The organism is Psychrobacter sp. TPE 89C, assembly GCF_055522395.1.
The window spans coordinates 16,962-40,080 of sequence record NZ_JBVFXW010000027.1; the positions used below are offsets into that span (position 1 = coordinate 16,962).

A 23,119-nucleotide genomic window follows, 5' to 3' on the forward strand; every position below is an offset into this window, starting at 1 on the left:
GTTTTATCATGCCAGCTTCTGTAATGTCAGCATCATGGTTCGCGGACTTATTGGCAGTATTGCCATTCATGAGTCCTGATCGAGCACAGATTGTCATCTCGTCATTTTGGCCGATGCTCAAAGGCGGTATCTATTACTCGATACCGCTAGCATTGATCTCATTTGCGATTGGTATGGCCATTGCGTTGACAGTAGCATTGATTCGTATCGTACCGCGTGCCAGTTGGTTCCATGAGGTAATCTATCGACTTGCGCGCGTGTATGTGTCGGCGATTCGTGGTACACCGATGCTTGTGCAGCTATTTATTATTTTCTATGGTTTGCCAAGTATTGGGATAAAGCTTGATCCCTTTCCTTCAGCGATTATCGCGTTTTCGCTTAATATTGGCGCTTATGCATCGGAGACGGTGCGTGCTTCTATTTTGTCGATTCCAAAAGGACAGTGGGAAGCAGGCTCGACGGTTGGCTTGACGTATCTACAGACCTTCCGACATGTCATTTTGCCGCAAGCGCTTCGGGTGTCAGTACCACCGTTATCCAATACCTTTATTAGTTTGGTAAAAGACACCTCTTTGGCTTCACTTGTCTTGGTCACTGAGCTATTTAAACAAGCTCAGATTATCACAGCACGTAACTATGAGTTTATGCTGGTTTATACTGAGGCAGCGATTATTTATTGGGGTATTTGTCTGTTCTTGACCTTTATTCAAGGCAAGCTTGAAACTAGGCTAGATCGTTACGTGGCAAAATAAGTGATGGTTGAATAATTCTTAGCTACACAGCTATTAGCTAGATAGCCATTAGCCATTAGTCATTAGTCATTAGTCATTAGTCATGCAAGCGCTTTAGAACAAGTATTTAAGAACAAACAGTCGCAAATAGAGACCAGTACAACAGGAATTTTTATGATCAAAGTCACTAATATTCATAAAGCCTTTGGCGGCAATCAGGTGCTCAAAGGCATCGACTTGACCATCAATAAAGGCAAAGTGGTGGTGATATTAGGGCCATCAGGGTCAGGTAAGACGACGTTTTTGCGTTGTCTCAATGCGCTAGAAATTCCCGATCAAGGTGTCATTGCTTTTGATGATGGTAGCTTGACAGTAGACTTTGCTACTAAGCCTAAAAAGAAAACATTGCTAGCACTACAGCGTAAGTCTGGCATGGTGTTTCAGTCTTATAACTTGTTTCCACATAAGACTGCCATTGAGAACCTAATGCTTGGGCCTACAGTAGTACAGGGTCAGACCAAAGCGCAAGCCCGTACGCAGGCATTGGCGCTACTGGAGAAGGTTGGTCTGTCAGACAAAGCGGATCTGTATCCGTTTCAGCTATCTGGTGGTCAGCAGCAGCGTATCGGTATTGCTCGTGCGCTCGCTATCGAGCCATCATTACTGTTGTTCGATGAGCCGACCTCTGCGCTTGATCCTGAACTGGTTCAAGATGTATTAGGCACTATGAAGCAACTGGCCTCTGAAGGTTGGACGATGGTTGTTGTGACCCACGAAATCAATTTTGCTCGTGAAGTCGCAGATCATGTGATACTAATCGAAGATGGTCATGTGGTCGAAGAAGGTAGCCCTGAGCAGATGTTTGAATTGTCAGTGCATCCTCGTACGCAGGCGTTTTTACAGCGTATCGAGAAGTCATAGCGTTATGACAATCAACTGACGTTCTAAGCGAAAAAAGCCCCAATCATGATGTCATGGTTGGGGCTTTTTTTATAACAGCAGATAGCAGGCGATGTTAAATAATGAGACAGAGCACTTAAACTTTTTGTCGTTTCTTTAACCTTAACCAACGTGGTACGCGAGTGGCAGTACCATTTAGCACAGCATTAAACAAAGCTGCCAGTAAAATAAGCACCACACCTACATACTGAATCAAAGACAGTGATTGATGTAGTAAGAGTATGGCAAGGGCAATGGCTGTCAGAGGCTCAAAAATCGTAAATACTGAAGCGCGACTGGCAGGGAGCTTCTCTAACGCTTTCATGTACAACCCAAAAGGCACCACGGTTCCGAGTAAAGACAGCCCTAAGACATAACCCCAAGTCAGCAGAGGCAGGCTAAATAGTTGCTCATAAGTATTATAAGTCTCTGGCAATAGCAGCAGCACACCTGCACTGATGATGATAGACGTGAAAAATACCAACGGAGCAGGGTGAGCATAATGCATCGCGCGTTTACCAAGCACACCGTATAGGGAGTAGGACATGCCTGCTAATAATCCCAGCACGATACCCCAGTTGACTTGCGCCTGCTCGCCTAGCATGGTTAAGCCCACACCAAACACAGCCATTAGTGACAGCAGTGCTGATTTTCGCGTAATAGACTCATTGAGCAAAAAGGCCGAAAACAGTAAACTAAACACGGGCGCAGTGTACAGCAGCGCGACAGCAGGACCTGCGCCAACATAGCTGACGGCAAAAAAATAGCAGATGGACATGCTAAGCACACCTATTAGTGACTGAAGTGCCAGTCCGAGCCAGTGTTTTGGGCGCAGCTTAATCAGATCAGGCCATAATTTTGGGAGCATGGCCAATATAATAAAAGCGGCCGTGACAATCCGTAGTATGGTCACTTGCCAGCCACTAAAGCCGATTTGATTAAGGTAGGTAGAAAATATACCCAGTGTTCCCCAGCAAATAGCTGCCGTGATAATTTGAATGATGCCTATCCATGATTTTGGTGATGGCACTGCTGTATCCATGTTCGCCATATCGTTCTCTTTTTTATTTGAGTGTCGCAAGATTTACAAGTTATAGGCTGTCCAAGCCTCTTGGGTAACTACAATCTAATCACTATAAAACTGCTAGGGTAGCAACTTCGTTAACCATACCAACGTATGGCTAATAAGGTTTTCTTATATCGATATTGCGTGCTGACGATATACCAAACTCAAAAAATACAGTCAGCTGTGTTAACTTATTCAGGCACTACTATGTTCAGGCACTACTATGTTCAGGCACTACTATGTTCAGGCACTACTATGTTCAGGCATTACCAAAAATAGCGTTTGAACTCGCTTTCTTCACTGCTCAAATTTTGTGAATGGTCTGACGTAATACAATACTGAAATAAGAAAAGACAACCCGATTGAGGGCTGTCTTTTGTTTGTTCGTTATTTTAGTCTATCATGAAAATATTATGGAGTCGCTCAGAAATGCCATCGATATAAATATAATTGCCCTAATATGACGGATTTATACCTGCATCAAAAAGTTACTGAGCAAGCGCTTGGCACCTTCGGTAGCAAAAGATTCCGGATGAAATTGTACGCCTTGAATGGGATAGACTTTGTGCGCCAGTCCCATAATCTCATCACCTGCTAACGCCGATTCCGCTAAGCTATGCTCAACATGGGCATCGTTAGTCACGACGGCGGTGACAGTCAAGCAATCTGGTAACGTATCTGCTTTCACCATTAATGAGTGATAGCGCATGATTTCGATCTCTTGCGGCAGGCCTTGATAGACACCTGAACCATCATGGCTAATTGATGACACCTTGCCATGCATCGGTACATTGGCACGTATCACATCACCACCAAACACATGAGCAATGCCTTGCATACCTAAGCAAACACCCAGTAACGGCGTCGTTTTGCCCATCACTTCGATGACCTCAGCACAAATACCGAAGTAGGCAGGGTCATCAGGTGCACCAGGGCCTGGTGAGATAATGATTCGATCAAGATTCATCGCTTGCACATCAGCCAGCGTAATTTCATTGTTGCGTTTAACGATGACGCTTGCTTCTTCATCGCCATCCATGTTTTGTAAAATCTCACCAATATATTGGTAAAGATTGAAAGTAAACGAGTCGTAGTTATCGATAATTAAAACATTCATGGGTCATAAACTCTTTGATAAAAATATAGCTAGGTAAAATGTGGTCAATTTACGAATTGTGGCTGGTACAAATGACAGCTACATAAAGCTGTCTAGTACTACTTTCATCGCAGACAGTTTGCGCTGAATTTCCAAGTATTCATCGGCAGGATTGGAGTCGTAAACGTTACCGCCACAGGTCTGTGCATAGGCAGATTCGCCACTGATAAAGAGGCTGCGAATAGGAATAGCAAAGATACAATCGCCATTGAAATTGAATGACCCAAGCGCACCACCATAGGCACCGCGACCATCAGGCTCTAGTTCATTGATGACTTTGATGGCTTCAACTTTTGGTGCACCAGACAATGTGCCTGCTGGGAAGTTGCTGGCAAGTGCGCTAAACATGTCTTCATTGGGATGTAGGATACCGACGATTTCAGAGGAGATATGCTGCACGTGTGAGAATCGCTTGATATCCATCAAACTACGGACTTTTACGGTGCCAAATCGTGCCACACGGCCAATATCGTTACGATGTAAATCGACCAACATATTGTGTTCGGCAATCTCTTTGTCATCGTTGAGCAATGCACGGGCGAGCTTACGGTCTTCGATCACATCGACGCCGCGCTTGGCTGTCCCTGCAAGTGGATAGGTTTCCATCTCACCTTGACGTAAGCGAAATAGTAGCTCAGGTGAGGCACCGATGATGCACTGCTGAGCAAACTTCATAAAGTACATGTGCGGTGAAGGATTAACAGCGCGCAGTTTTTCATAAATTGGCATCTTATCACCAGCGATACGATACTTAGACTTGAACCCTACTTCACACTGAAAGATACGCCCAGAGATGATGTCTTCTTTGACCTTCATTACTACTTTGGCATGTTCCTCTTGGCTCATACCATCGCCCAAAAACTCAACCGTAGGCTTATCATAGCTTGGAATATCGATATCAAATAAGGCTTTAATTTGCTCGATGCGGTTTTCTTGCTGCGCGGTTGGATAATAGAAATAGAAAATTTCACCCGTCATCTTATCGAGCGTCAAGCCATCTAAATATACGCCAAACTTAAATGGTTCAAAGTCGTCGCTAGACTTGGCATCGAGGCTGGGCTCAAAGAAATTCACACTGTCATAGCCTAGATAGCCGACCAAACCACCACTTTGATCACGAGCGATGACATGCTGAGGAGTAATCTGACGTAATAGCTGATACGGGTTTTCAGTTTGATAATGGCTTGTTTGGGCAGTTTTGTTGTCCGTAATCGCAAGGGTAGTGCGGTCTAATGCTGCGATGGTCATAACTGGATCAAAACCAATGGCATGATGACGTGAGATATGGCTATCTTCGCCCAAGGATTCGAGTAAATAACAGGTGTCAAAAGCGCTTTCGATGCGTTTGAATAATGCGAAAAAATCAATATCTTGCGTGAGTTTGATACGTTGTGGTTTGCTCGGAATATCGATAGGAGCAGGCGTGGTCTGTATACGAGTCGTGGATGTCATAACAAAGTCCGAAATAGTTCAAATATGTATTAGGGCGTGTCACCAATTAGCACATTAATGCATTTAATGGCCTTAAAATGGCTAAATTTTGCTAAACATCGTCAGCAATTTTGTCAATATATTCATATTAACGGCAATTGCTTCCTTGTTTATCTACAATTTTTCTCATTTTAAGCCTCATTATCTAATTGATGACACGCCCTAGCTAAAAATAAAAAGAATGTTGAGAGTATTGTTTAATACATTAAGTGTCTTGTCTGTGTGTCGCTAACAGCGCGCTGACGTCATGACTTTGCATAACTTTGGCACCGCGCGAGACGGTTGCGATACCGACGCCTAACTTCTCAGAGATTTCACGTTGGGTAATGTTGTGTTCTAACAAGTCAAAAATACGGATACGGTTGGCAATTTCGCGTTGTTCTTTGTCGGTCAATAGCGCACTAAACAGTACTTCGATATCAGCACTGTCATGACAATCCGCTAGATGCTTTAATAAACTGCGATAAGGGTCGGTACTCATAATATTCAATCTTAATAAAAGGATAGATGATTATCTTGCTTGCTTTAGCTTTGTTTCAGTATTCTAGTACAGTAGTACGTAAAAAACAAGTAAAGTCATAAAATGCTGTCTTACTTTCACTAAACCTTTCTATAATATTCAATTCGTCCAAAGTAAAAAACCAGCTAATGGTGATTAGCTGGTCTGTCTATCATTTATTATTAATACTGTTTTAACCTACTCTGAGGCAAGCTCAATTTGTACCTGCCAACCGTCTATATCAAGCTCATAGCAATTTTTGCCTTCACCATTGATACGGTCAATCACTAAAAAGTCAGAGTCATGACCCAGTGCGAGTAGGGGGTGATGCCAAACATTGGCGTCATACTGCACCCCTTGATGAGATTTGGCATAAAACACGGTCAAATCATCAGCAGATTGAGGTGGCGTACCTGCGGGCGCAACGACAACGACATAGTCCTGAGCATTCATGGAAAAGAACGCCTGCGTGCCAAACGGATGGTATTCCATCACCGATAAGCAGATAGGGAAATCACGTTTTTTGGCACGGAAGATACTCATGCCGACATTACCACCGTCAAGCTTAGCCTCGGCGATGGCATGATGGCGACATGCATAGCCTTTATTGATATGGTAGCTGTTTTCAGGCGTTTGCTCGCCCTTGTCATAGGGTTCGATAACGGTGCCATAGGGCGCAAAATCAGCTTTGGTTAAAGGTTTTGCAACGATCGTAGTCTTCATAAGAGTACTCATGACTTGCCTTACTTTTGGTGATTGCTATGTATAATCACTGTTTATAATTATTATGAGCTAATTTATCATAAACCAGTATGTGACTTAAATCACCACTTGAGAATAAATGACATACTCAAATAAACGATGATGCGTCTATATTGTTTATTTATAGTCAGGTTAATACAAAAAAGAGACGACTTATCGCTCTGGGCGAATAAATGGCATATGTCTATTCACATCTTTATATAGCAAGTATCTAAATGGACCCGGTCCACCGGCATAACAAGACTGCGGGCAAAATGCGCGTAGCCACATAAAATCACCTGCCTCCACTTCTACCCATTCACCGTTTAAGTGATAGACGGCTTTACCTTCTAGTACATACAACCCATGTTCCATCACATGAGTTTCATCAAATGGAATCACGCCACCTGGCTGGAAAGTAACGATATTCACATGCATGTCATGACGCATATCAGACTGCTCTGTAAATCGAGTGGTTGCCCATACGCCATCTGTGCCCGGCATCTCAATAGCATCAACTTCGTGATCGCTGGTGATAAAAGGCTCGGGCGCATCGATACCGTCTACAAACTGATAAGCCTTGCGGATCCAATGAAATTTAACGTGCTTATCACTGTTGTTTTTCACCGTCCACTTACATTCCGGCGGTAAGAAAGCATAGCCACCTGCTTCCATATGATGCGCTTCGCCTTCAATGGTAATATCCATTTCACCTTCAACGACAAACAATACGGCTTCGGCTTTCATGTCTAGCTCAGGCTTCTGAGAGCCTCCGTTTGGCGCTACTTCAACGATGTATTGTGAGAAGGTCTCTGAAAAGCCAGTTAAAGGACGTGCAATTACCCACATCCGCATGCCTTCCCAAAATGGTAGGTAGCTAATAACAATGTCGGTTAAGACACGTTTGGGAATAATTGCATAGGCTTCGGTGAAGATAGCGCGATCGGATAGTAGTTGTGTTTGTGGAGGTAATCCGCCAGTTGGTGCGTAATAGGTGCTTTTTTTTGACATTATTAATATTCCTTAATGGTGTTGTGCCGCGATAATAATGGTGTGCTGCGATAAATGGGTATCTAAACGTAGGGTTACAGCCAGTTTGCCGTGTTGTCCGCAGTGGCTGGATGGTTTTTATACCAATGTTTGGCAATGTCATCGCGGCGACATACCCACACGTCAGGTTTGCTAGTGATGTATTGCAAAAACTTTTTGAGGGCGGTGATGCGACCTGCACGGCCAATGATGCGACAATGCAAACCGATTGTGAGCATTTTAGGTGTATGTTCGCCTTCCTCGTATAAGGTGTCGAAACTGTCTTTTAGATACTGATAAAAAGGTTCAGCATTGGTAAACCCGGGACTAGAAGCGAAACGCATGTCGTTGGTTTCTAGCGTATAAGGGATAACGAGATGCGGTTTGCGCGCGCTTTTGTTACCGTCTTCTACTTTGACATTGAGCCAGTAAGGAAGCTCGTCCGCATAAGAGTCAGAGTCATAAATATAGCCACCTTGCTCGGCGACCAGCTCACGAGTGTTGGGGCTATCGCGACCAGTGTACCAACCAAGCGGCTGACCACCAATCATGCTCTCGAATATCTCAGTCGCGCGGCGCACGTGCTCACGCTCGGTTTCGCGGTACATATTTTGATAAGTAATCCAGCGTAAACCGTGACTGGCAATTTCGTGTCCATCTTCTAATACGCGCTCGATAATATGTGGTGTTTTTTCGGCAGCCGCAGCACAAGTAAAGGTAGTAATAGGCAAACCATACTCTTTAAAGGTATCCAATACTCGCCACACACCGACGCGGCTACCGTACTCGAATGCTGACTCAATCGACTGGTGGCGATTGTTAAACTCTGGCGTGCCCAAAACATCCGATAAAAACCGCTCTGACTGACCATCACCATGAATGACGCTGTTTTCTGCGCCTTCTTCAATATTGAGAACGAACTGAACAGCGATTTTGGCACCGCCCGGCCAGTTGGCTTTTGGTGGCTTATCACCATAGCCTTTTAAGTCGCGAGGGTAGGCATCTTGATTGAAATCACTGGTTATTTTTTTACTCATTGTAAATGTATCCTCAATATCTTAAATGCCTTAAATAAACTAGAGCAACTGCAGCAAAGTAAGGCGTAGCTTTATAAGGCGTAACTTTGGATTTATATGATCTGTATCTATCGACTGTGATCTATAACCCTGACGCATAGGCAACCATCTGCTGACGTTCTTCATCCGTCAACTGAGTGAGGTTGGCCAATGGCATATAGCCTGTTTGTACGGCAGTAATGATTTTGGCTTTATGCATTTTTATGTCTGCTGGCGTTTGTAAGATAATACCTGCGGGCGGCGCGGCAAATCCCTGCTGAGTAGGCTGTGCCGCATGGCAAGTACTACAGCGAGTGTGCACAACATTCATCATGGCGTCGTCAACACCAGTAGCTACAGAGGCCGTAACTGGTACGACATCGGCAGTGACACTTTCATTGGAGACAGCTTCATCAGAGAGGGCATCAGTACTCACAGCAGAACTGGCAACTGCACTCTCAGTAGTTGGTGGCACACTGTCAGGTGTTACTGTTTCAGCTGCGACTGCAGTAGCAGCAGTAGCAACAGGCAATGGTTCAATTGGCTCAGGACGCATCCAAATAATTAACAAAACCGTTAATACAGCAGGGATAACCAAATAGCGCGGCTTATGATTGTCCAAATGCTTTTGGTTAAAGTAATGACGTACGATTGCAGTGATAATACAGACAAAGACTAAAACCAACCAACCGTGAGCATGAGCGTACATCATCGGATAGTGATTGCTAATCATGATAAAAATAAGCGGCAGGGTGAAGTAGTTATTCATCAATGAGCGGTTTTTGGCTTGTAGTGCCAAATCGGCTACTTCCTTGCCCGGTTTCTCTCCACGCCTCACGCAATCGACTAGCGCTCGTTGGGCGGGCATGATACCAAAGAAGACGTTACCTGCCATGACCGTACCTAAAATGGCACCAATATGGATGAATGATGCTCGGTCACTAAATAACTGGTACGAACCCCAGCAAGCGATAATCAATAGGATAAAAATAATGCTACTAAAGATGAGTGAGTTTTTGCCCAAGTGACTACGGACAATCACTTCATAGATAAAGTAGCTACCGAATAAGAACAACAAGCTGGTCGAGATAGCACCAACACTGCTACCAAAGGCAACTTTGCTTGGGTCAATCAGATACGCCGTAGCATTGGCATAGTAGACGATAGACAGCATGGCCATACCCGTCAGCCAAGTGGTATAAGCCTCCCATTTGAACCAATGTAGCGTTTTGGGCATCTGTTCAGGTTCGAGCTTATATTTGGCAATTTCATAAAAGCCACCGCCATGTACCGCCCATAGGTCACCGGAAATACCTTTGTCCGTTTTCCACTGTGGTGGTTTACGTAGACTGAGATCTAACCAAACAAAATAAAATGAAGCCCCAATCCATGCTACGCCAGCGATGACGTGGAACCAGCGGAAAAATAAATTTAACCAGTCGAGATAATAAGCGCCCATGTGGCAAATGTCCTTTTTTACGATATTCTGTCGTCAGCGTTTTTTTGTTCGATATGCTTTGGTATTTAATATACCGTTGTACTGCGATGTGCTCTTGCACCGTCATTTCGTCGTCATGACATCAAATTAAATGCCATCAAATCAAATGACATTAAATACAATCACGAGCCACGATAAGTGCTGTAGCCATGTGCGCTAAGCAATAACGGTATGTGGTAATGATTGGCATCACGCACCATAAAATCGATGATGACTTGCGGATAAAATGCGGTGAGCTGCTGCGTATCAAAATAAGACTGCGTATCAAAAGTCAGCGTATAACGGCCATGACTCAAATCAGATTCGCTACCATTAATTTCTGAGCCAAACTGCCAGCTGTCAGGAGCCACGCGGCCATCGGCATTGGTGATACCGTTTGCCAATAGAGTGGCTTCGCCGCTATCGCTAATACGATGTAGGGTCACGGCGACATCAGCCGCTGGTTTGCCTAGATGAGTGTCTAAAATATGTGATGAGAGAGTGGCTGACATAATAACTCCATTTATATATGTGGGGCAGATGAGGTTTACTCGGCGCTCAGCAGTTTCTGTAACCGTAAACGCGTGATTTTATTTTGCTCGGTAGCGGCATTGACGAGTTCAGTATCGCGATCATTTGGTAGCCGCGCTAACAGTAGATCTAGCATTTGCTGAGCGCTCTTACCGGTGGCAAATACAATAAAGATAAAACCAAATTTATCGAGATAATCTTGATTGCCTTGTGCCAATGCTGCAATGACATCGTCTTCAGCGTCATTGGCACCTGATTGCTCGTGTGCTGCACTGTCTTGCGTGTTGCGATATTTTGCTTTTAACGAATCGACATTGCCAATTTGTGGATGCCCATCAAACGCTTCTAATAGATTCTGCTCATCCGTTTGAGATTGCATCCAAGCGTCATCACTATGGGCGAGCACGGCGTGCATGTCGATGAAAGGACGTTTATTTACTAATGTCTGCGCCCAATGAGTGCTGGTACAACAGGTCAATAGATGTGAGGTTGCGTCAGCTGGCGAGAGTTCGTTAAATTGCTGTAAAGATAATTTCACAGTAATCTCCTTTTCATTTAACAGTGATGGATTAGAATGGGCGAGCATTGGGTTTATGGTGATACGCTCATACTGCTAGATACAAAATCACATACTGAAATAGTATTTATCGAATAATAATTGGTTTAATATTACTATTCTGCTCAAACCTGACCATTTGGTCAACTACTTTATCAGGATATTTTATTTAAGTGGCTTATATTTCATAAAAATTAGAAATTAAATAGAGATACTTATTCGAATCCTGCTATTTATTCATCATAATAACGACAGGTATAACTCACATGGCCCAAGAGACCGACATAAACATACAAGAGACGTTTGAGGCGGCGACACCGCATAACCAGCAAGGCATTCGTGCACACAATCAGGCTGTTATTCTAGCGGCAGCTGAAGAGGAGTTTGTGCTGCAAGGATTTGGTGGTGCGACGATGCAAAGTATCGCTGATAGAGCCAAGCTGCCAAAGGCCAATATTCATTACTATTTTAAAAATAAAAAGAATCTGTATCAGATGGTGTTGCACTCTATTATTCAAGAGTGGAACGATGGTCTAGTGACCATGACAGTTGATAGTGATCCTAAAGTGGTCATCGAAAAATTTGTTCGTACCAAACTACATCAAGCCTTTGCTAATCCAAACCGACATAAACTGTTTGCGCTGGAAGTCATCGGCGGTGCACCACATTTGAATAATTTTATGTCGACGACGATGAAAGAGTGGGCGATTGATAAGGCAAAGGTCATGAAAGTCTGGCATGAGCAAGGCAAAATTGGCATTGCTGACCCATTACAGTTATTGATTTTGATTTGGGCAACAACGCAACGCTATGCTGAATTTGAAACAGAAATCGTTGGCTTGATGGAAAAGACTGATTATGACCAGCAGGACGAAACACGTGCCGCTGATTTCTTGGTGCCGTTTATCTTACGCGGCTGTGGTCTTGAATAACGATTGTTTATTATCATTTCATAAAAACGAATTATAAAAACAAATAACGCTAGTGCATTATCAATGCGCTAGCGTTATTTTCATTAGGAAAGGTTAAATTTTTTGTCTAAGCGGCTTTAAGCCATCATCCAAATGCTGCTCTGCTGTATCAAATTCAACACCGTAGTTCTTGGGTAAAATCATATCAAGTGCAATGGCGACGATACCCGACATGGTCACCGCTGAACCAAAGATATTACGGAAGAGCTGCGGTGCTTGTGCGAATACATCAGGTACAAAGGCCACACCCATTGATAGACCTAGAGAGGTCGCGATGATTAGGATATTGCGATGGGTGAAGTTCACTGTTGATAGAATGCGAATACCAGCAGTCGCTACCGTTGCAAACATCAGCAATGTCACACCGCCAACGACCGGCTTGGGTAACTGAGTGAAGATAGCGCCAAGGATAGGGAACATGCCCATGGTGAATAAGATAGCGCCAACATAAAAGCCAATATAGCGGCTGGCAATCCCCGTCATCTGAATAACACCATTGTTCTGGCTAAAAGTCGTCACTGGGAAGGTGTTAAATACGGCTGCAATCAATGAGTTGACACCATCACCTAGTACACCGCCTTTGATACGTTTCTCGTATACTGGGCCTTTGATTGGCTCACCTGAGATCATCGAAGTCGCTGTCAAATCACCTGATGTCTCAATACTGGTAATGACATACATAAAGGCAATAGGGATAAAAGCCTGCCAGTCAAAACCAAAACCGAATTTAAAAGGCACAGGCATCGTAAATAGAGGGGCTTCAGAGACCAAAGAAAAATCTATACGCCCCATAAAGACAGCAGCTATCAGCCCTAGCATCAACCCAATAAATATCGCACTTGAGCGAATGACTTTATTATTGACGATACTAATCAGTACCACACTGACCAATACACCACCGCCTAGTAGTAAATTTTGCATACTACCAAAGTCTTCAGCACCGACACCGCCTGCCAAATCTGTCAAACCAACCTTAGTTAGTGATAGACCGATAGTTACGATCACACAACCTGTCACGATTGGACTCATCAATGATTTGAGTTTGGTGATGAACTGACTCAAGAAAATTTCGACAAAGGCACCAAGAAATGACACCCCAAAGATGACAGAGAGAATTTCCTCTGGACTACCGCCTCTGTTTTTTACCACAAAGCCTGCTGCTAGTACCGCGGCTAAGAAGCCAAAACTGGTGCCTTGTAACGCCATTAAACCTGAACCCACTGGCCCAACTTTACGTGTTTGGATAAAAGTTGCAATACCTGAAACCATCAATGACATGCTGATGAGATAGGGGATATGTTCCCCTAAACCCAAGACACCGCCTATGATTAATGATGGAGTAATGATACCAACGAAGCTGGCAAGTACGTGTTGTACTGCCCCTAAAAATGCTTTTGCAGGAGCAGGACGGTCATGCAGTCCATATAATAAATCGGGGTTCCCTTGAGTGTGCTCACTCATCTTGGCTTCCTCCTAAGGTGACTTTCAGTCCCAGCTCTATGGAGATTATTAAGCAATGCGATGATACATAGTGTCAATCAATGCACTATAAATGCGTTACAGCGTCAGCCTCACTTGAAGTATCCAATATACCTCTACACTCGGTTGCCCTGTCATACTTTCCAACTGAATTGATTCTAGTTTAGAGAACCAGTCGTATTGTTTAGCCATCTCACAAAGAGTCGCACTTATTCTTATGTGAATACATAAAAGTAGGTAGCTATTAGTTATTTATGAGTCTAGCAAATAGCCATTATTACAAACCTGACTAATTGGTCAACTACCTAAGGGTATAGGGAAAGGGTTAGTTATTGCAACATTTTTCTAACATTAGCATGTTTATTTATAAAATAATGGTTATTTATTATAAGAATGTGGATATAGGTTTTACGTTGGATGAACTGTTATATAAGGCTTTGACTAATAAATAATCAGAATGTTTTGATGAAGGGTTAGGACTTCAAATCTGTCTAAATATGAAATTAATCATAGTATTTATTGCTAAATTGTTAATATTTAGTTAGGATACCTGTCTTCAATAAATGCTAACAATTATCATTAGCATTTTTATTTATGAGATAGATTTAGCATGGTAAAAATGGCTATTCATCTGAATGCCTATCATGCAAAAAGCAGTTGTTAATCATTAATAGAAGCGGTTATTCAAAACAATCAACGTTTGAATAAATCGTCTCAAAACTTCTAATTCCTAATAGTAAATAAAGTGAGTAAGTTCGTTATGCGTGAAGTAAAATCATCAAAGCTCTCTAGCCCATTAACGGTATTATCTATGGGTGTTGCTGCGGTATTATGGTCGCAAGCGACTAGTGCGGCTCCGGCAGAAGACGTGCCAAACGTCACGTTACAGACCATCACAGTGACAGCCAATAGCTCTGTACGTGATGGAGTACAATCGGATTCTGTTTATATAGATGACTATGTACCTGCTGCACAAGCGAGCCATTTGAGCGATTTTTTAGACGTAGTGCCAGGCGTTGAAGTTGGCGGCACATCATCAGTTAATCAGCGTGTACGAGTCCGTGGATTAGATGATACCAATCTAAAAGTAACGATTGATGGCGCACGTCAAGAGGGCGCTTTGTTTTATCATATGGGTGATGTCACGATTGACCCAGATTTGTTAAAACAAGCAGAAGTTGCAGTTGGTAACAACTCAGTGACGCTTGGTAATGATGCTATTGGTGGCGGGGTTGCTTTCGAGACTGTCGATGCTGTAGACCTATTAAAATCAGGTCAAAAAATCGGTGCCAAATTACATGCAGGGTATGGTAGTAATAATGATGAGCTTTTAACATCAGCGACCGTCTATGCTGCACCGACAGACAACATCGACTTGCTTGCTTATTATGGTAAGCGTAATGCCGATTCTGGTGAAGATGGTAAAGGTCGCAGTATTCAGACAGAAGATAGCGAAGGTGAAAACATCCTACTAAAAGCGGGTGCTTATGTTGGCGATGCACATCATGTCGGTGCTAGCTTTAGTAGTACCGAAAACGAAGGTTTGTATCCTTTGCGTCCCGATTTTCCAGCGAGCACAGGTGTGGGAAGTTGGAATGAAATTCTTCCACAAAAAGTAAAACGTGAGACTTATGCGCTAGATTATAACTATAATCCAGCGAGTAGCCTGATCGATGTAGATGCCAATGTTTATCAAACAGAGACGACCATCTCACGGGATACGGATTACACCGAAAACCTAGGTTATGATTGGGAAGCAGGCGTCCAAACCACTGGTGCCAAAATTCAAAATACCAGTGTTATTGACAGTAGCATCATTAAAGGTATCACAGGCACTCATAAGCTGATTGCAGGTATTGAGCACTACAAAAAAGAGTCAGAGATGTCGCGAGATGCGGTTACGACTGGTAGTGATGAGGCGACCAATACTTCAGTCTATCTAGAAGACCAGTGGCAGATAGGTAAAATAACCCTAACACCTGGGGTTCGTTATGATCGTTACGAGTCTCCAGAGTTTGTATCTGCTGGCCAAACTTACGACAATGTCGTCGGTGCACTAGCGGCCAGTTATGAAATTACCCCAAGCACACAAGTATTTGCCAGTTATACTCAGCTGTTCAATGGCCCAGATTTAAGCCAAGCAATCTTCAACCAAGACGGCTCAGACACTTTTGTGAATAGCGATCTAAAAGCAGAGGAAGGTGATAACACTGAAGTCGGTATTGTCAAGACGTTGCGTGGTCTGACGACCAGTGATGATACGCTACAATTGAGTGCCAAGTACTTTGAAACTAATATCGAAAACTATATTGAGTTTGTACGTACGGGCGGTACTAGAATTGGTTTAGATTGTAATACAGGAGCGCTAGGCGGCAGCTGTCAGGGTGTGGTTAATAGCGATGAAGACTATAAAATTAAAGGTGTTGAGCTAGCAGCTGATTACAGAGCTAATAACTTTAGTATGGGTTTAAGTTATGCCCGAGCACGTAGCAAAGGCGAAGATACTGGTTATAATATCGCGTCAGTGAGCGGTAGTAGCTCTGAATCTGGTGATAAGTATATGGTGAACCTTGGTTATGCACCAACGGACACTATTGACCTTGGATGGCGTAGTACGTACGTTGCTTCAGTAACACCTAATACAGGTGATGATGATATCGAAAAACCTAACTATGATGTGCATGATATTTATATGACTTACACTCCAGCTCAAATTGAAGGCTTAAAAGCCACACTTGGGGTCTATAATATATTTGATGAAACTTATGCTAGCCATGCCTCGCGTAACAACGCGTTAGATGACAACTATACAGATTTTGAAATGGGTCGCAACATCAAAACCTCTTTAACCTATCAATTTTAATAGCTAGGTTTGATAGATAGGTTTAATAGCTAGAAAACTGGCATTTAATAATTCATGTTGAACACGTCAATTTGACAGCTAATAGTAGCCAGTTACCTTTTTGAGGTGGCTGGCTTTTTAATGTTTATATGAGATTGACTGTTCTATTTTTACCCCTGTTAAAGAACTATTGATTGAGTTGTTATCAGACACTAAACGTTAGAGATAAATTTATAGAAAAGGATGTAAAAAATGGCCAAACCAACGCCTAGAATTTTAGAGGTTAAAAGTATTGTTGATATCACGCCCAACATGCGCCGTATTACGTTAGGCGGGGAGGCGTTTGACGGCTTTCCCGCCGATCAGGAAAGCGGCTATATCAAGTTGATGTTTCCACAGGGTGAAGGGCGCAAACCAATTCTGCGCACTTACACCATTGTTCAGCAGCGTGACAATGAGATCGATGTCGATTTTGTATTACATGGTCTCAATCATCAAGGTACCGAAGGACTGGCATCGCACTGGGCAAAAACAACTACCATAGGAGATAGGATTTTGATTGGCGGCCCGGGTGAAAAAAAGCTGATCAATCATCAGGCAGGCTGGTTTTTGTTGGTAGGTGATATGACGGCACTGCCAGCTATCACGGTGAATTTAGCACAGCTACCTGATGACGCAGTGGGTTATGCGGTCATAGAAGTGCTGAGCGACGCTGATATTCAGTCTATTAAAAAACCGCAAAATATAGAGATTCATTGGGTTATCAATCCAGCTACAAGCGATAGCCACTATCCCTTGCTAGAGCAAGTCAAAGCACTGACTTGGTTAGAGGGCGAGGCCGCGGTGTGGACAGCGTGTGAGTTCAATAGTATGCGAGCACTGCGCCAGTACTTCAAAAATGACCGAAATGTGGCTAAAACCCATTTGTATATTTCGAGCTATTGGAAACTGGACAATAGCGAAGATGAGCATAAGGTGATCAAGCGTCAGGATGCAGAATCTGATTCATAGCGTTTATATAACGATGTAGGCTATCACTGAAGGTTTTGTATGTTCTGATAGCTCTTGAAGGTGCTGATAAAGTTTGGCAGTTCTTGGCTTATACGGACGGTATTATGAGGCGTTTCTATTGGCATGTTGATCACTGATTTCGCATTTAATATAGCTATTAGATAGCGTGTGCAAACATTAATGAGAATAAGTATCATTAATGTTTGCATTATCTTTTCTATCTTGCTAAAGTGTGTTCCGTTCATTACAGAATAGTTAAAGATTCTTTGCTGTACCTATTCTAGAGAACTTATCGTGATTCATATTTTAAGCAGTTGGTCTATGCCAGTTGTCGCGTTACCAAACTTTTAACCCTACTCAGTACTTACCTTTACTAATTTGTCTTACATCGATATTTAAGCCACTTGACCATGCTTTAGTCACACTTTGCATACGCATACTTCATGACATGTTTGTTACGAAGTGGCTAAAAATATTCGCTGTCGGTGCAATTGAAAGGTACTAATGAGCCTAAGTGCTTCAAGGAACGTTATTTATGTTAAACCAATCAGGTCGCTCTGATCATTCATACCTCACTTCTCCAAAGAACTCTCAACGCTTAGTGACGGGCAAAGTTTTGCTCAGTATCGCTGTGGCCTCTATTCTTAGTAGCACGGCTGTTGCAGCAGAAAGCGATGAGATGGTGACGCAAGCAGCGACTGAGCAGGAAGCAGTACCTACAGCCACACTAGACACGATTGTGGTACGAGCGGCGAGAGAGGAGTTAGAGCAGGCGGCAGGGCTGTCTATCATTAGCGAAGAGGCCATCGAAAAAGCCTCGCTTTCTAATGACATCTCAGAGATTGTACGTAAAATGCCAGGTGTGAATCTATCGGGTTCATCGACTTCGGGTCAACGTGGTAACCAACGTCAAATTGATTTGCGTGGCATGGGTCCAAACAACACGCTTATCTTAATCGATGGTCGTCCTGTGACCTCTCGCAATGCCGTACGCCCTGGCCGTGCTAGTGAGCAAGACACGCGTGGTGACTCACAATGGGTACCACCAAGCGCTATTGAGAGTATCGAAGTACTGCGTGGACCAGCAGCAGCCCGTTATGGCTCTGGTAGCATGGGCGGTGTGGTAAACATCATTACCAAGCGCCCAACAGAAACGGAGTTTTCTGTCAGTGGACATTACGAAGCACCAGAAAGCGATCTAGAAGGCAGTAGCTGGCGTACCAACGTCAATATGTCTGGTGCATTGACTGATAAGCTGTCCTCGCGTACCACTCTTGGTTACCACGATAGTGAAGCGGACGATCCTTCTATTAATGCAGCAGAAGCGCAAGACGATTCTATTGCCGCAGGTACTGAAGGTGTCGAAAATATCGATGTGCGTCAGCTGTTCGAATATGCAATGGATGCGATGAATACCGTCGGTTTTGAAGTGAACTATAGCCGCCAAGAGAATCGCTGGGCAGGTGACTCACAGTTCCAATCCATCAATGAGACCCTAGTGGATGAGTTAGAAGGCGAAACAACCAATAAAATGCAGCGCTATGGCGCGGCAATCACTCACCGCGGTGAGTACGATAACGCCAGCAGTAACAGCTTCATAGAATATACTAAGACAGTTAATGAGCGCTTGGGTGAAGGCAGTGCTGGTGGTGGCGAAGGTCAGATTGTCATACCTGACGATGGAGAGGACTTTGCATGGGTAGAGGCGACTTATGATACGTTAAATGCCAAATCAGAGTGGGATGTCTATTTTGACCGTCATACTTTAACAGCTGGCGCTGAGTTCCGTGGTGAAAAGCTAGATAACCCTGTCGTTTCTACTTTAGATTTTGCTGATGGTTTTGAGTTTGGTGATGTAGAGACTGACCCTGAGAAGCGTGATCCAACCTCAGATGCTTATCTTGTCGGTGCTTACTTAGAAGACAACTATGAGATTACACCTGACTGGTATATTACACCAGGTCTACGCTTTGACTATCATAGCGAGGCGGGTAGTAACTGGTCGCCCAGTATTAACAGCACTTGGCATTTTAGCCCTGATTGGTCAGTGAAAGGCGGTGTCAGTCGTGCATTTAAAGCGCCTTCGCTATATCAACTTGATCCAAACTATATCTACTATACCAATGGTAATGGCTGCCCATCTTGGGTGCCCACCGACGAAAGAGGGTGTCAGGTATTGGGTAATCCTGATCTAGAAAGTGAGACTTCTTGGAACAAAGAGCTGACCTTTACTTATGATGATGGTACTGGGTTGTCTGCTGGCTTGACCTACTATCATAATGCCTATGATAATCGCATTGGTGCTGGTGTCGACCGTGTGGCAGTAGATACAGCGACTAATCGTTCTATCTTTATATGGGAAAATCAAGGCGAGGCCGTTATCGAAGGTTTAGAGGGGTTTGTAAAAGTCCCTGTTACCGATACGGTGTCATGGTCTTCTAACGTAACCGGTATTCTGCGCTCAGAGCGAAAAGACAATGGCGAGCCGCTATCATTGATTCCTAAATTTACTCTAAATACTGGTGTCGATTGGGATATTACGCCGCGTTGGAATGCTAACGCTGACGTGAGCTACTATGGCACGATTGAGGCGCCTAATGTTTCGGTGACAACAGGTGACGATCTTGATACCTTGTCGCTCGACCGTGATCCGTACGCCATTGCTAATGTGAGCACTCGCTATGATCTGACAAAGGCGATTACCGTTGGTGCGGGTGTCAAAAACTTGTTTGATACGGGTGTTTATCGCGAAGGTACTAGTACCGATGCTGGTGCACGTACCTTCAATGAGCCGGGTCGTACTTATGTGTTTGACGTTAGCGTTGACTTTTAATAGGTAAACACTGGGTTTGTTAGATTAAAAAAGGTCTGAGCTATTGGTTCAGGCCTTTTGTGCTGTCAGTAACTTTTTTTAAATGGATTTTTTTAATTAAAATTCTCTAATCAATAACTATCACAATATAACAGCAGATTTATTTATGTCATTCAATCTTCGCCTCAGCTGTCTTTGGATTCACCGTTATACGGGGCTTGCCATGGCAGCTTTTTTAATTATCGCTGGTATTACTGGCACATTGTTGGCATTTCATGAGGAATTGGACGATGTGTTCAATCATAAACTGGCTCAGGTTGATGTCCAAGACACGCCGCATCTTCCTATTGCGGTGCTGCATGATAGGGTTCTTAGTGCCTATCCAGAACATAATTTTTCTAGCATGCCAACGTCGATAGCGGCAGACAGGTCGGCAGTATTTTCGGTAGATAGAGCCCGAGGTAAGGCTGCTCAAAATCAACCAAAAGCACCGTTTCAAGAAGTGTATGTGAACCCCTATGACGGTAATATCATTGGAACTCGTGATAAAGACCAATGGGCATTGCACAATACCATGTGGAAAGTTTTTTGGTTGCATCGCGATTTATTGCTTGGCGATATCGGCAAATGGGTATTAGGTATCGTGTCTGTCGTTTGGACGATTAACTGCTTTATCGGCTTTTACTTAACGTTTCCGAGAGCAGTTAAAAAGAAAAACGCACAAAAAAAATCTTCTTCTAAAAAACGTGCGTCCTTTTTTAAGCGTTGGTTACCAGCGTGGAAAATTCGTACCAAGAGCAATCTATTTAAACTGAATTATGACTTGCACCATGCCTTTGGGTTGTGGCTCTGGGGCATGCTATTTGTCATTGCTTGGTCGAGTGTTGGCTTCAATTTACAGCAAGTTTATCGCCCTGTCATGCAGGCAGTCGTTGGGCTCGAAGGCAGAGGCGAAAAACAAGAAAAATCAAAAAAACCACGTGAAAAAGTTGGGCAGACTGCTAGTGCAGACAGAGGTGCGAGGATTGGCGCTGCAAAGGGCGAGGCTTTGAGTAACGAGGCTAGTAATGTCGATACTATTGATGTCGTCAACAAAGCCAATAGCATTGCTTATCTCAGTGAGCATGCGAACATCGCGGCTAAAAGTCAGGGTATGACAGTACAGCAGCTATTGGGCGTACGCTGGGTAGAGGATGAAGGTCAATGGCAACTGCGCTTTAAAACAGATAGAGATATCGGCAAAAAAGGCGGCGCTTCGTCTATTACTGTCAATGCAGGGACTGGTAGCATCGAGCGCGTCAACTTTGGCTATCAAAGCTCATCATTTGGCAGCAAAGCCGATCAATGGCTATCGACCTTACATATGGGGCATATTAGTCAAGGTATTGGCCATTTACTGTATCAAATATTTTTAGCATTGATAGGTTTGGCTGTGACAGTGTTGTCTATTACTGGCGTTTATCTGTGGTGGAAAGGGCGTCAACAGCGCTTAAAAGCGTTGCAAAAGGGTAGGTAATATTGCCAGATTTCTAAGGTAGGCTTTTAATTCAGTAAATAGCTATGTACTGAATTAAAGGCAAGCCCTAGTTATCACCTGAATTGCAAAAATATTGTGTATGCTATCAAGACAGTAAAAATACAGGAAGAAAATCTCTCACCTAGTATGACCCATTTATGCCATATATTATTTTCATCGTAGTTCTTTGTGTAATCTACTGAAGAGATGTTTTGAGTAAAATCCATAGGAATAACCACCAATCTTAAAGCATATAAAGTGATTCCTAGCCAAAAAAAAGTATTTGCTATCTCTTTATTTAAAGCATTAAAAATGAACAAGCAAAAGCTAATCACTAAAATTAATATAGATAGATTTTTATAGTTTATCCATCGATTATTCAATAAAGCTTTATGCATCGACAATTCCTTTTTTCGTTTGCAAAGTCCTGTACTTAAACCGCATCAACAATCACTGGGCGACCTTGATGGTTTAGCACGGTCACATCGACATTGTATAACTGTTTCATCGTTTCTTGCGTGATGACATCGACAGGCTGACCAACAGCCATCACTTGGCCTTCTTTCATCGTGACCACGGTATCAGCGAATTGTGCGGCTTGATTGATATCATGTAAGACGATGATGACGGTCTTCTGCTGACTGTGGCTCAGTTCTCGTAGCTCTCGCATCAGGCGACCAGCGTGATACATGTCTAAGTTATTCAGTGGCTCATCTAGCAATAGATACGGCGTATCTTGGCAAACAATCATGGCAATCAATACGCGCTGGCGTTGACCACCGGACAATGTCGATAAGAAGCGGTCGGCCAATAGTTCCAGCTCAAATCGCTCAATAATCTCTAGCACTTTCTGCTGATCGTCAGCGGTTGGCTGCCCTTGATGATAAGGATAGCGCCCAAACATCAGTAGCTCATGTACGCGCAGTCGTCCTTGCACGTGGTTTTCCTGCCCGAGCATAGCGACTGTCTTGGACAATGTCCGCGCATGACAACTGACGATATCATGCTCACCAAAGCACACTTGCCCTGACTGCAGCGGTTGCAGGCGTGCCATAACGGAAAACAAGGTGGATTTACCAGCACCGTTTGGACCGATCAACGCAATGACTTGTCCACTTGGTAAGGACAACGTAATGTCATGTAGAATCTGCTGTTTACCGATGTGGTATGAGATGTTGTCTAATTTAATCATAGAGCTTCTTGTCTTTATAGAGTGC

The 23,119-nt window shown here is 43.5% G+C and carries 20 protein-coding genes; 7 read left to right on the top strand and 13 right to left on the bottom strand.

Annotated elements, in window-relative coordinates; all coding sequences use genetic code 11:
* Positions 1-8 precede the first annotated feature (8 nt).
* Together ACZW67_RS09310 and ACZW67_RS09315 are read left to right on the top strand one after the other, a co-directional pair.
* Positions 9-752, top strand: coding sequence for an amino acid ABC transporter permease (locus ACZW67_RS09310; protein WP_110923335.1), 744 nt, complete (start codon positions 9-11; stop codon positions 750-752).
* Between the two features lie 153 nt (positions 753-905).
* Positions 906-1,652 (top strand): amino acid ABC transporter ATP-binding protein, encoded by a 747-nt coding sequence (locus tag ACZW67_RS09315; protein ID WP_465183027.1) that lies wholly within the window; start codon positions 906-908, stop codon positions 1,650-1,652.
* Between the two features lie 115 nt (positions 1,653-1,767).
* Here ACZW67_RS09315 and ACZW67_RS09320 read toward each other — a convergent pair whose 3' ends face one another.
* From ACZW67_RS09320 to uraD, 10 genes are all read right to left on the bottom strand, one after another.
* Positions 1,768-2,721: a DMT family transporter gene (locus ACZW67_RS09320; RefSeq protein WP_110923193.1), complete on the bottom strand. Its 954-nt coding sequence runs from the start codon at positions 2,719-2,721 to the stop codon at positions 1,768-1,770.
* 484 nt (positions 2,722-3,205) lie between these two features.
* A complete protein-coding gene (locus ACZW67_RS09325; RefSeq protein WP_201591760.1) occupies positions 3,206-3,853 on the bottom strand; it encodes an anthranilate synthase component II in 648 nt (215 codons plus the stop codon).
* Positions 3,854-3,931: 78 nt separating this feature from the next.
* Positions 3,932-5,344, bottom strand: coding sequence for an anthranilate synthase component I family protein (locus ACZW67_RS09330; protein WP_201591762.1), 1,413 nt, complete (start codon positions 5,342-5,344; stop codon positions 3,932-3,934).
* A gap of 244 nt (positions 5,345-5,588) precedes the next feature.
* Positions 5,589-5,864, bottom strand: coding sequence for a Trp family transcriptional regulator (locus ACZW67_RS09335; protein ID WP_201591764.1), 276 nt, complete (start codon positions 5,862-5,864; stop codon positions 5,589-5,591).
* 216 nt (positions 5,865-6,080) lie between these two features.
* Positions 6,081-6,617 carry an ureidoglycolate lyase gene (locus tag ACZW67_RS09340; protein WP_227686689.1) on the bottom strand — a complete coding sequence of 179 codons (537 nt, stop codon included), beginning with the start codon at positions 6,615-6,617 and terminating at the stop codon, positions 6,081-6,083.
* 180 nt (positions 6,618-6,797) lie between these two features.
* Positions 6,798-7,634 carry a bifunctional allantoicase/(S)-ureidoglycine aminohydrolase gene (locus ACZW67_RS09345; RefSeq protein WP_465183028.1) on the bottom strand — a complete coding sequence of 279 codons (837 nt, stop codon included), beginning with the start codon at positions 7,632-7,634 and terminating at the stop codon, positions 6,798-6,800.
* A 74-nt stretch (positions 7,635-7,708) separates the two neighbouring features.
* The gene (puuE, locus tag ACZW67_RS09350; protein WP_465183029.1) at positions 7,709-8,689 is read right to left on the bottom strand and encodes an allantoinase PuuE; all 981 of its coding nucleotides are present in this window, start codon (positions 8,687-8,689) and stop codon (positions 7,709-7,711) included.
* A 121-nt stretch (positions 8,690-8,810) separates the two neighbouring features.
* Positions 8,811-10,166 carry a urate hydroxylase PuuD gene (locus tag ACZW67_RS09355; RefSeq protein ID WP_465183030.1) on the bottom strand — a complete coding sequence of 452 codons (1,356 nt, stop codon included), beginning with the start codon at positions 10,164-10,166 and terminating at the stop codon, positions 8,811-8,813.
* 161 nt (positions 10,167-10,327) lie between these two features.
* A complete protein-coding gene (gene uraH, locus ACZW67_RS09360; protein ID WP_465183031.1) occupies positions 10,328-10,696 on the bottom strand; it encodes a hydroxyisourate hydrolase in 369 nt (122 codons plus the stop codon).
* Between the two features lie 35 nt (positions 10,697-10,731).
* Entirely contained in the window at positions 10,732-11,253 is a 522-nt protein-coding gene (gene uraD / locus ACZW67_RS09365) for a 2-oxo-4-hydroxy-4-carboxy-5-ureidoimidazoline decarboxylase (protein ID WP_465183032.1), read from the bottom strand.
* A 284-nt stretch (positions 11,254-11,537) separates the two neighbouring features.
* Here uraD and ACZW67_RS09370 point away from each other — a divergent pair, with 284 nt between their 5' ends.
* Positions 11,538-12,203, top strand: a complete 666-nt coding sequence (locus tag ACZW67_RS09370) for a TetR/AcrR family transcriptional regulator (protein ID WP_194197766.1) — start codon at positions 11,538-11,540, stop codon at positions 12,201-12,203.
* 93 nt (positions 12,204-12,296) lie between these two features.
* On the opposite strand, the gene ACZW67_RS09375 is transcribed toward ACZW67_RS09370, so the two are convergent.
* The gene (locus ACZW67_RS09375; RefSeq protein WP_194197767.1) at positions 12,297-13,703 is read right to left on the bottom strand and encodes a uracil-xanthine permease family protein; all 1,407 of its coding nucleotides are present in this window, start codon (positions 13,701-13,703) and stop codon (positions 12,297-12,299) included.
* 778 nt (positions 13,704-14,481) lie between these two features.
* Between ACZW67_RS09375 and ACZW67_RS09380 the strand changes: the two genes are divergently transcribed.
* From ACZW67_RS09380 to ACZW67_RS09395, 4 genes are all read left to right on the top strand, one after another.
* Positions 14,482-16,584 (top strand): TonB-dependent receptor domain-containing protein, encoded by a 2,103-nt coding sequence (locus tag ACZW67_RS09380; protein WP_465183033.1) that lies wholly within the window; start codon positions 14,482-14,484, stop codon positions 16,582-16,584.
* A gap of 231 nt (positions 16,585-16,815) precedes the next feature.
* A complete protein-coding gene (locus ACZW67_RS09385) occupies positions 16,816-17,574 on the top strand; it encodes a siderophore-interacting protein (protein ID WP_465183034.1) in 759 nt (252 codons plus the stop codon).
* 535 nt (positions 17,575-18,109) lie between these two features.
* Positions 18,110-20,407, top strand: coding sequence for a FepA family TonB-dependent siderophore receptor (locus ACZW67_RS09390; RefSeq protein ID WP_465183035.1), 2,298 nt, complete (start codon positions 18,110-18,112; stop codon positions 20,405-20,407).
* Positions 20,408-20,552: 145 nt separating this feature from the next.
* The gene (locus ACZW67_RS09395) at positions 20,553-21,902 is read left to right on the top strand and encodes a PepSY-associated TM helix domain-containing protein (protein ID WP_465183036.1); all 1,350 of its coding nucleotides are present in this window, start codon (positions 20,553-20,555) and stop codon (positions 21,900-21,902) included.
* 74 nt (positions 21,903-21,976) lie between these two features.
* On the opposite strand, the gene ACZW67_RS09400 is transcribed toward ACZW67_RS09395, so the two are convergent.
* Both ACZW67_RS09400 and ACZW67_RS09405 read right to left on the bottom strand, forming a co-directional pair.
* A complete protein-coding gene (locus ACZW67_RS09400) occupies positions 21,977-22,300 on the bottom strand; it encodes a hypothetical protein (RefSeq protein ID WP_465183037.1) in 324 nt (107 codons plus the stop codon).
* Positions 22,301-22,335: 35 nt separating this feature from the next.
* Positions 22,336-23,094, bottom strand: a complete 759-nt coding sequence (locus ACZW67_RS09405; protein WP_465183038.1) for an iron ABC transporter ATP-binding protein — start codon at positions 23,092-23,094, stop codon at positions 22,336-22,338.
* Positions 23,095-23,119: the final 25 nt, after the last annotated feature.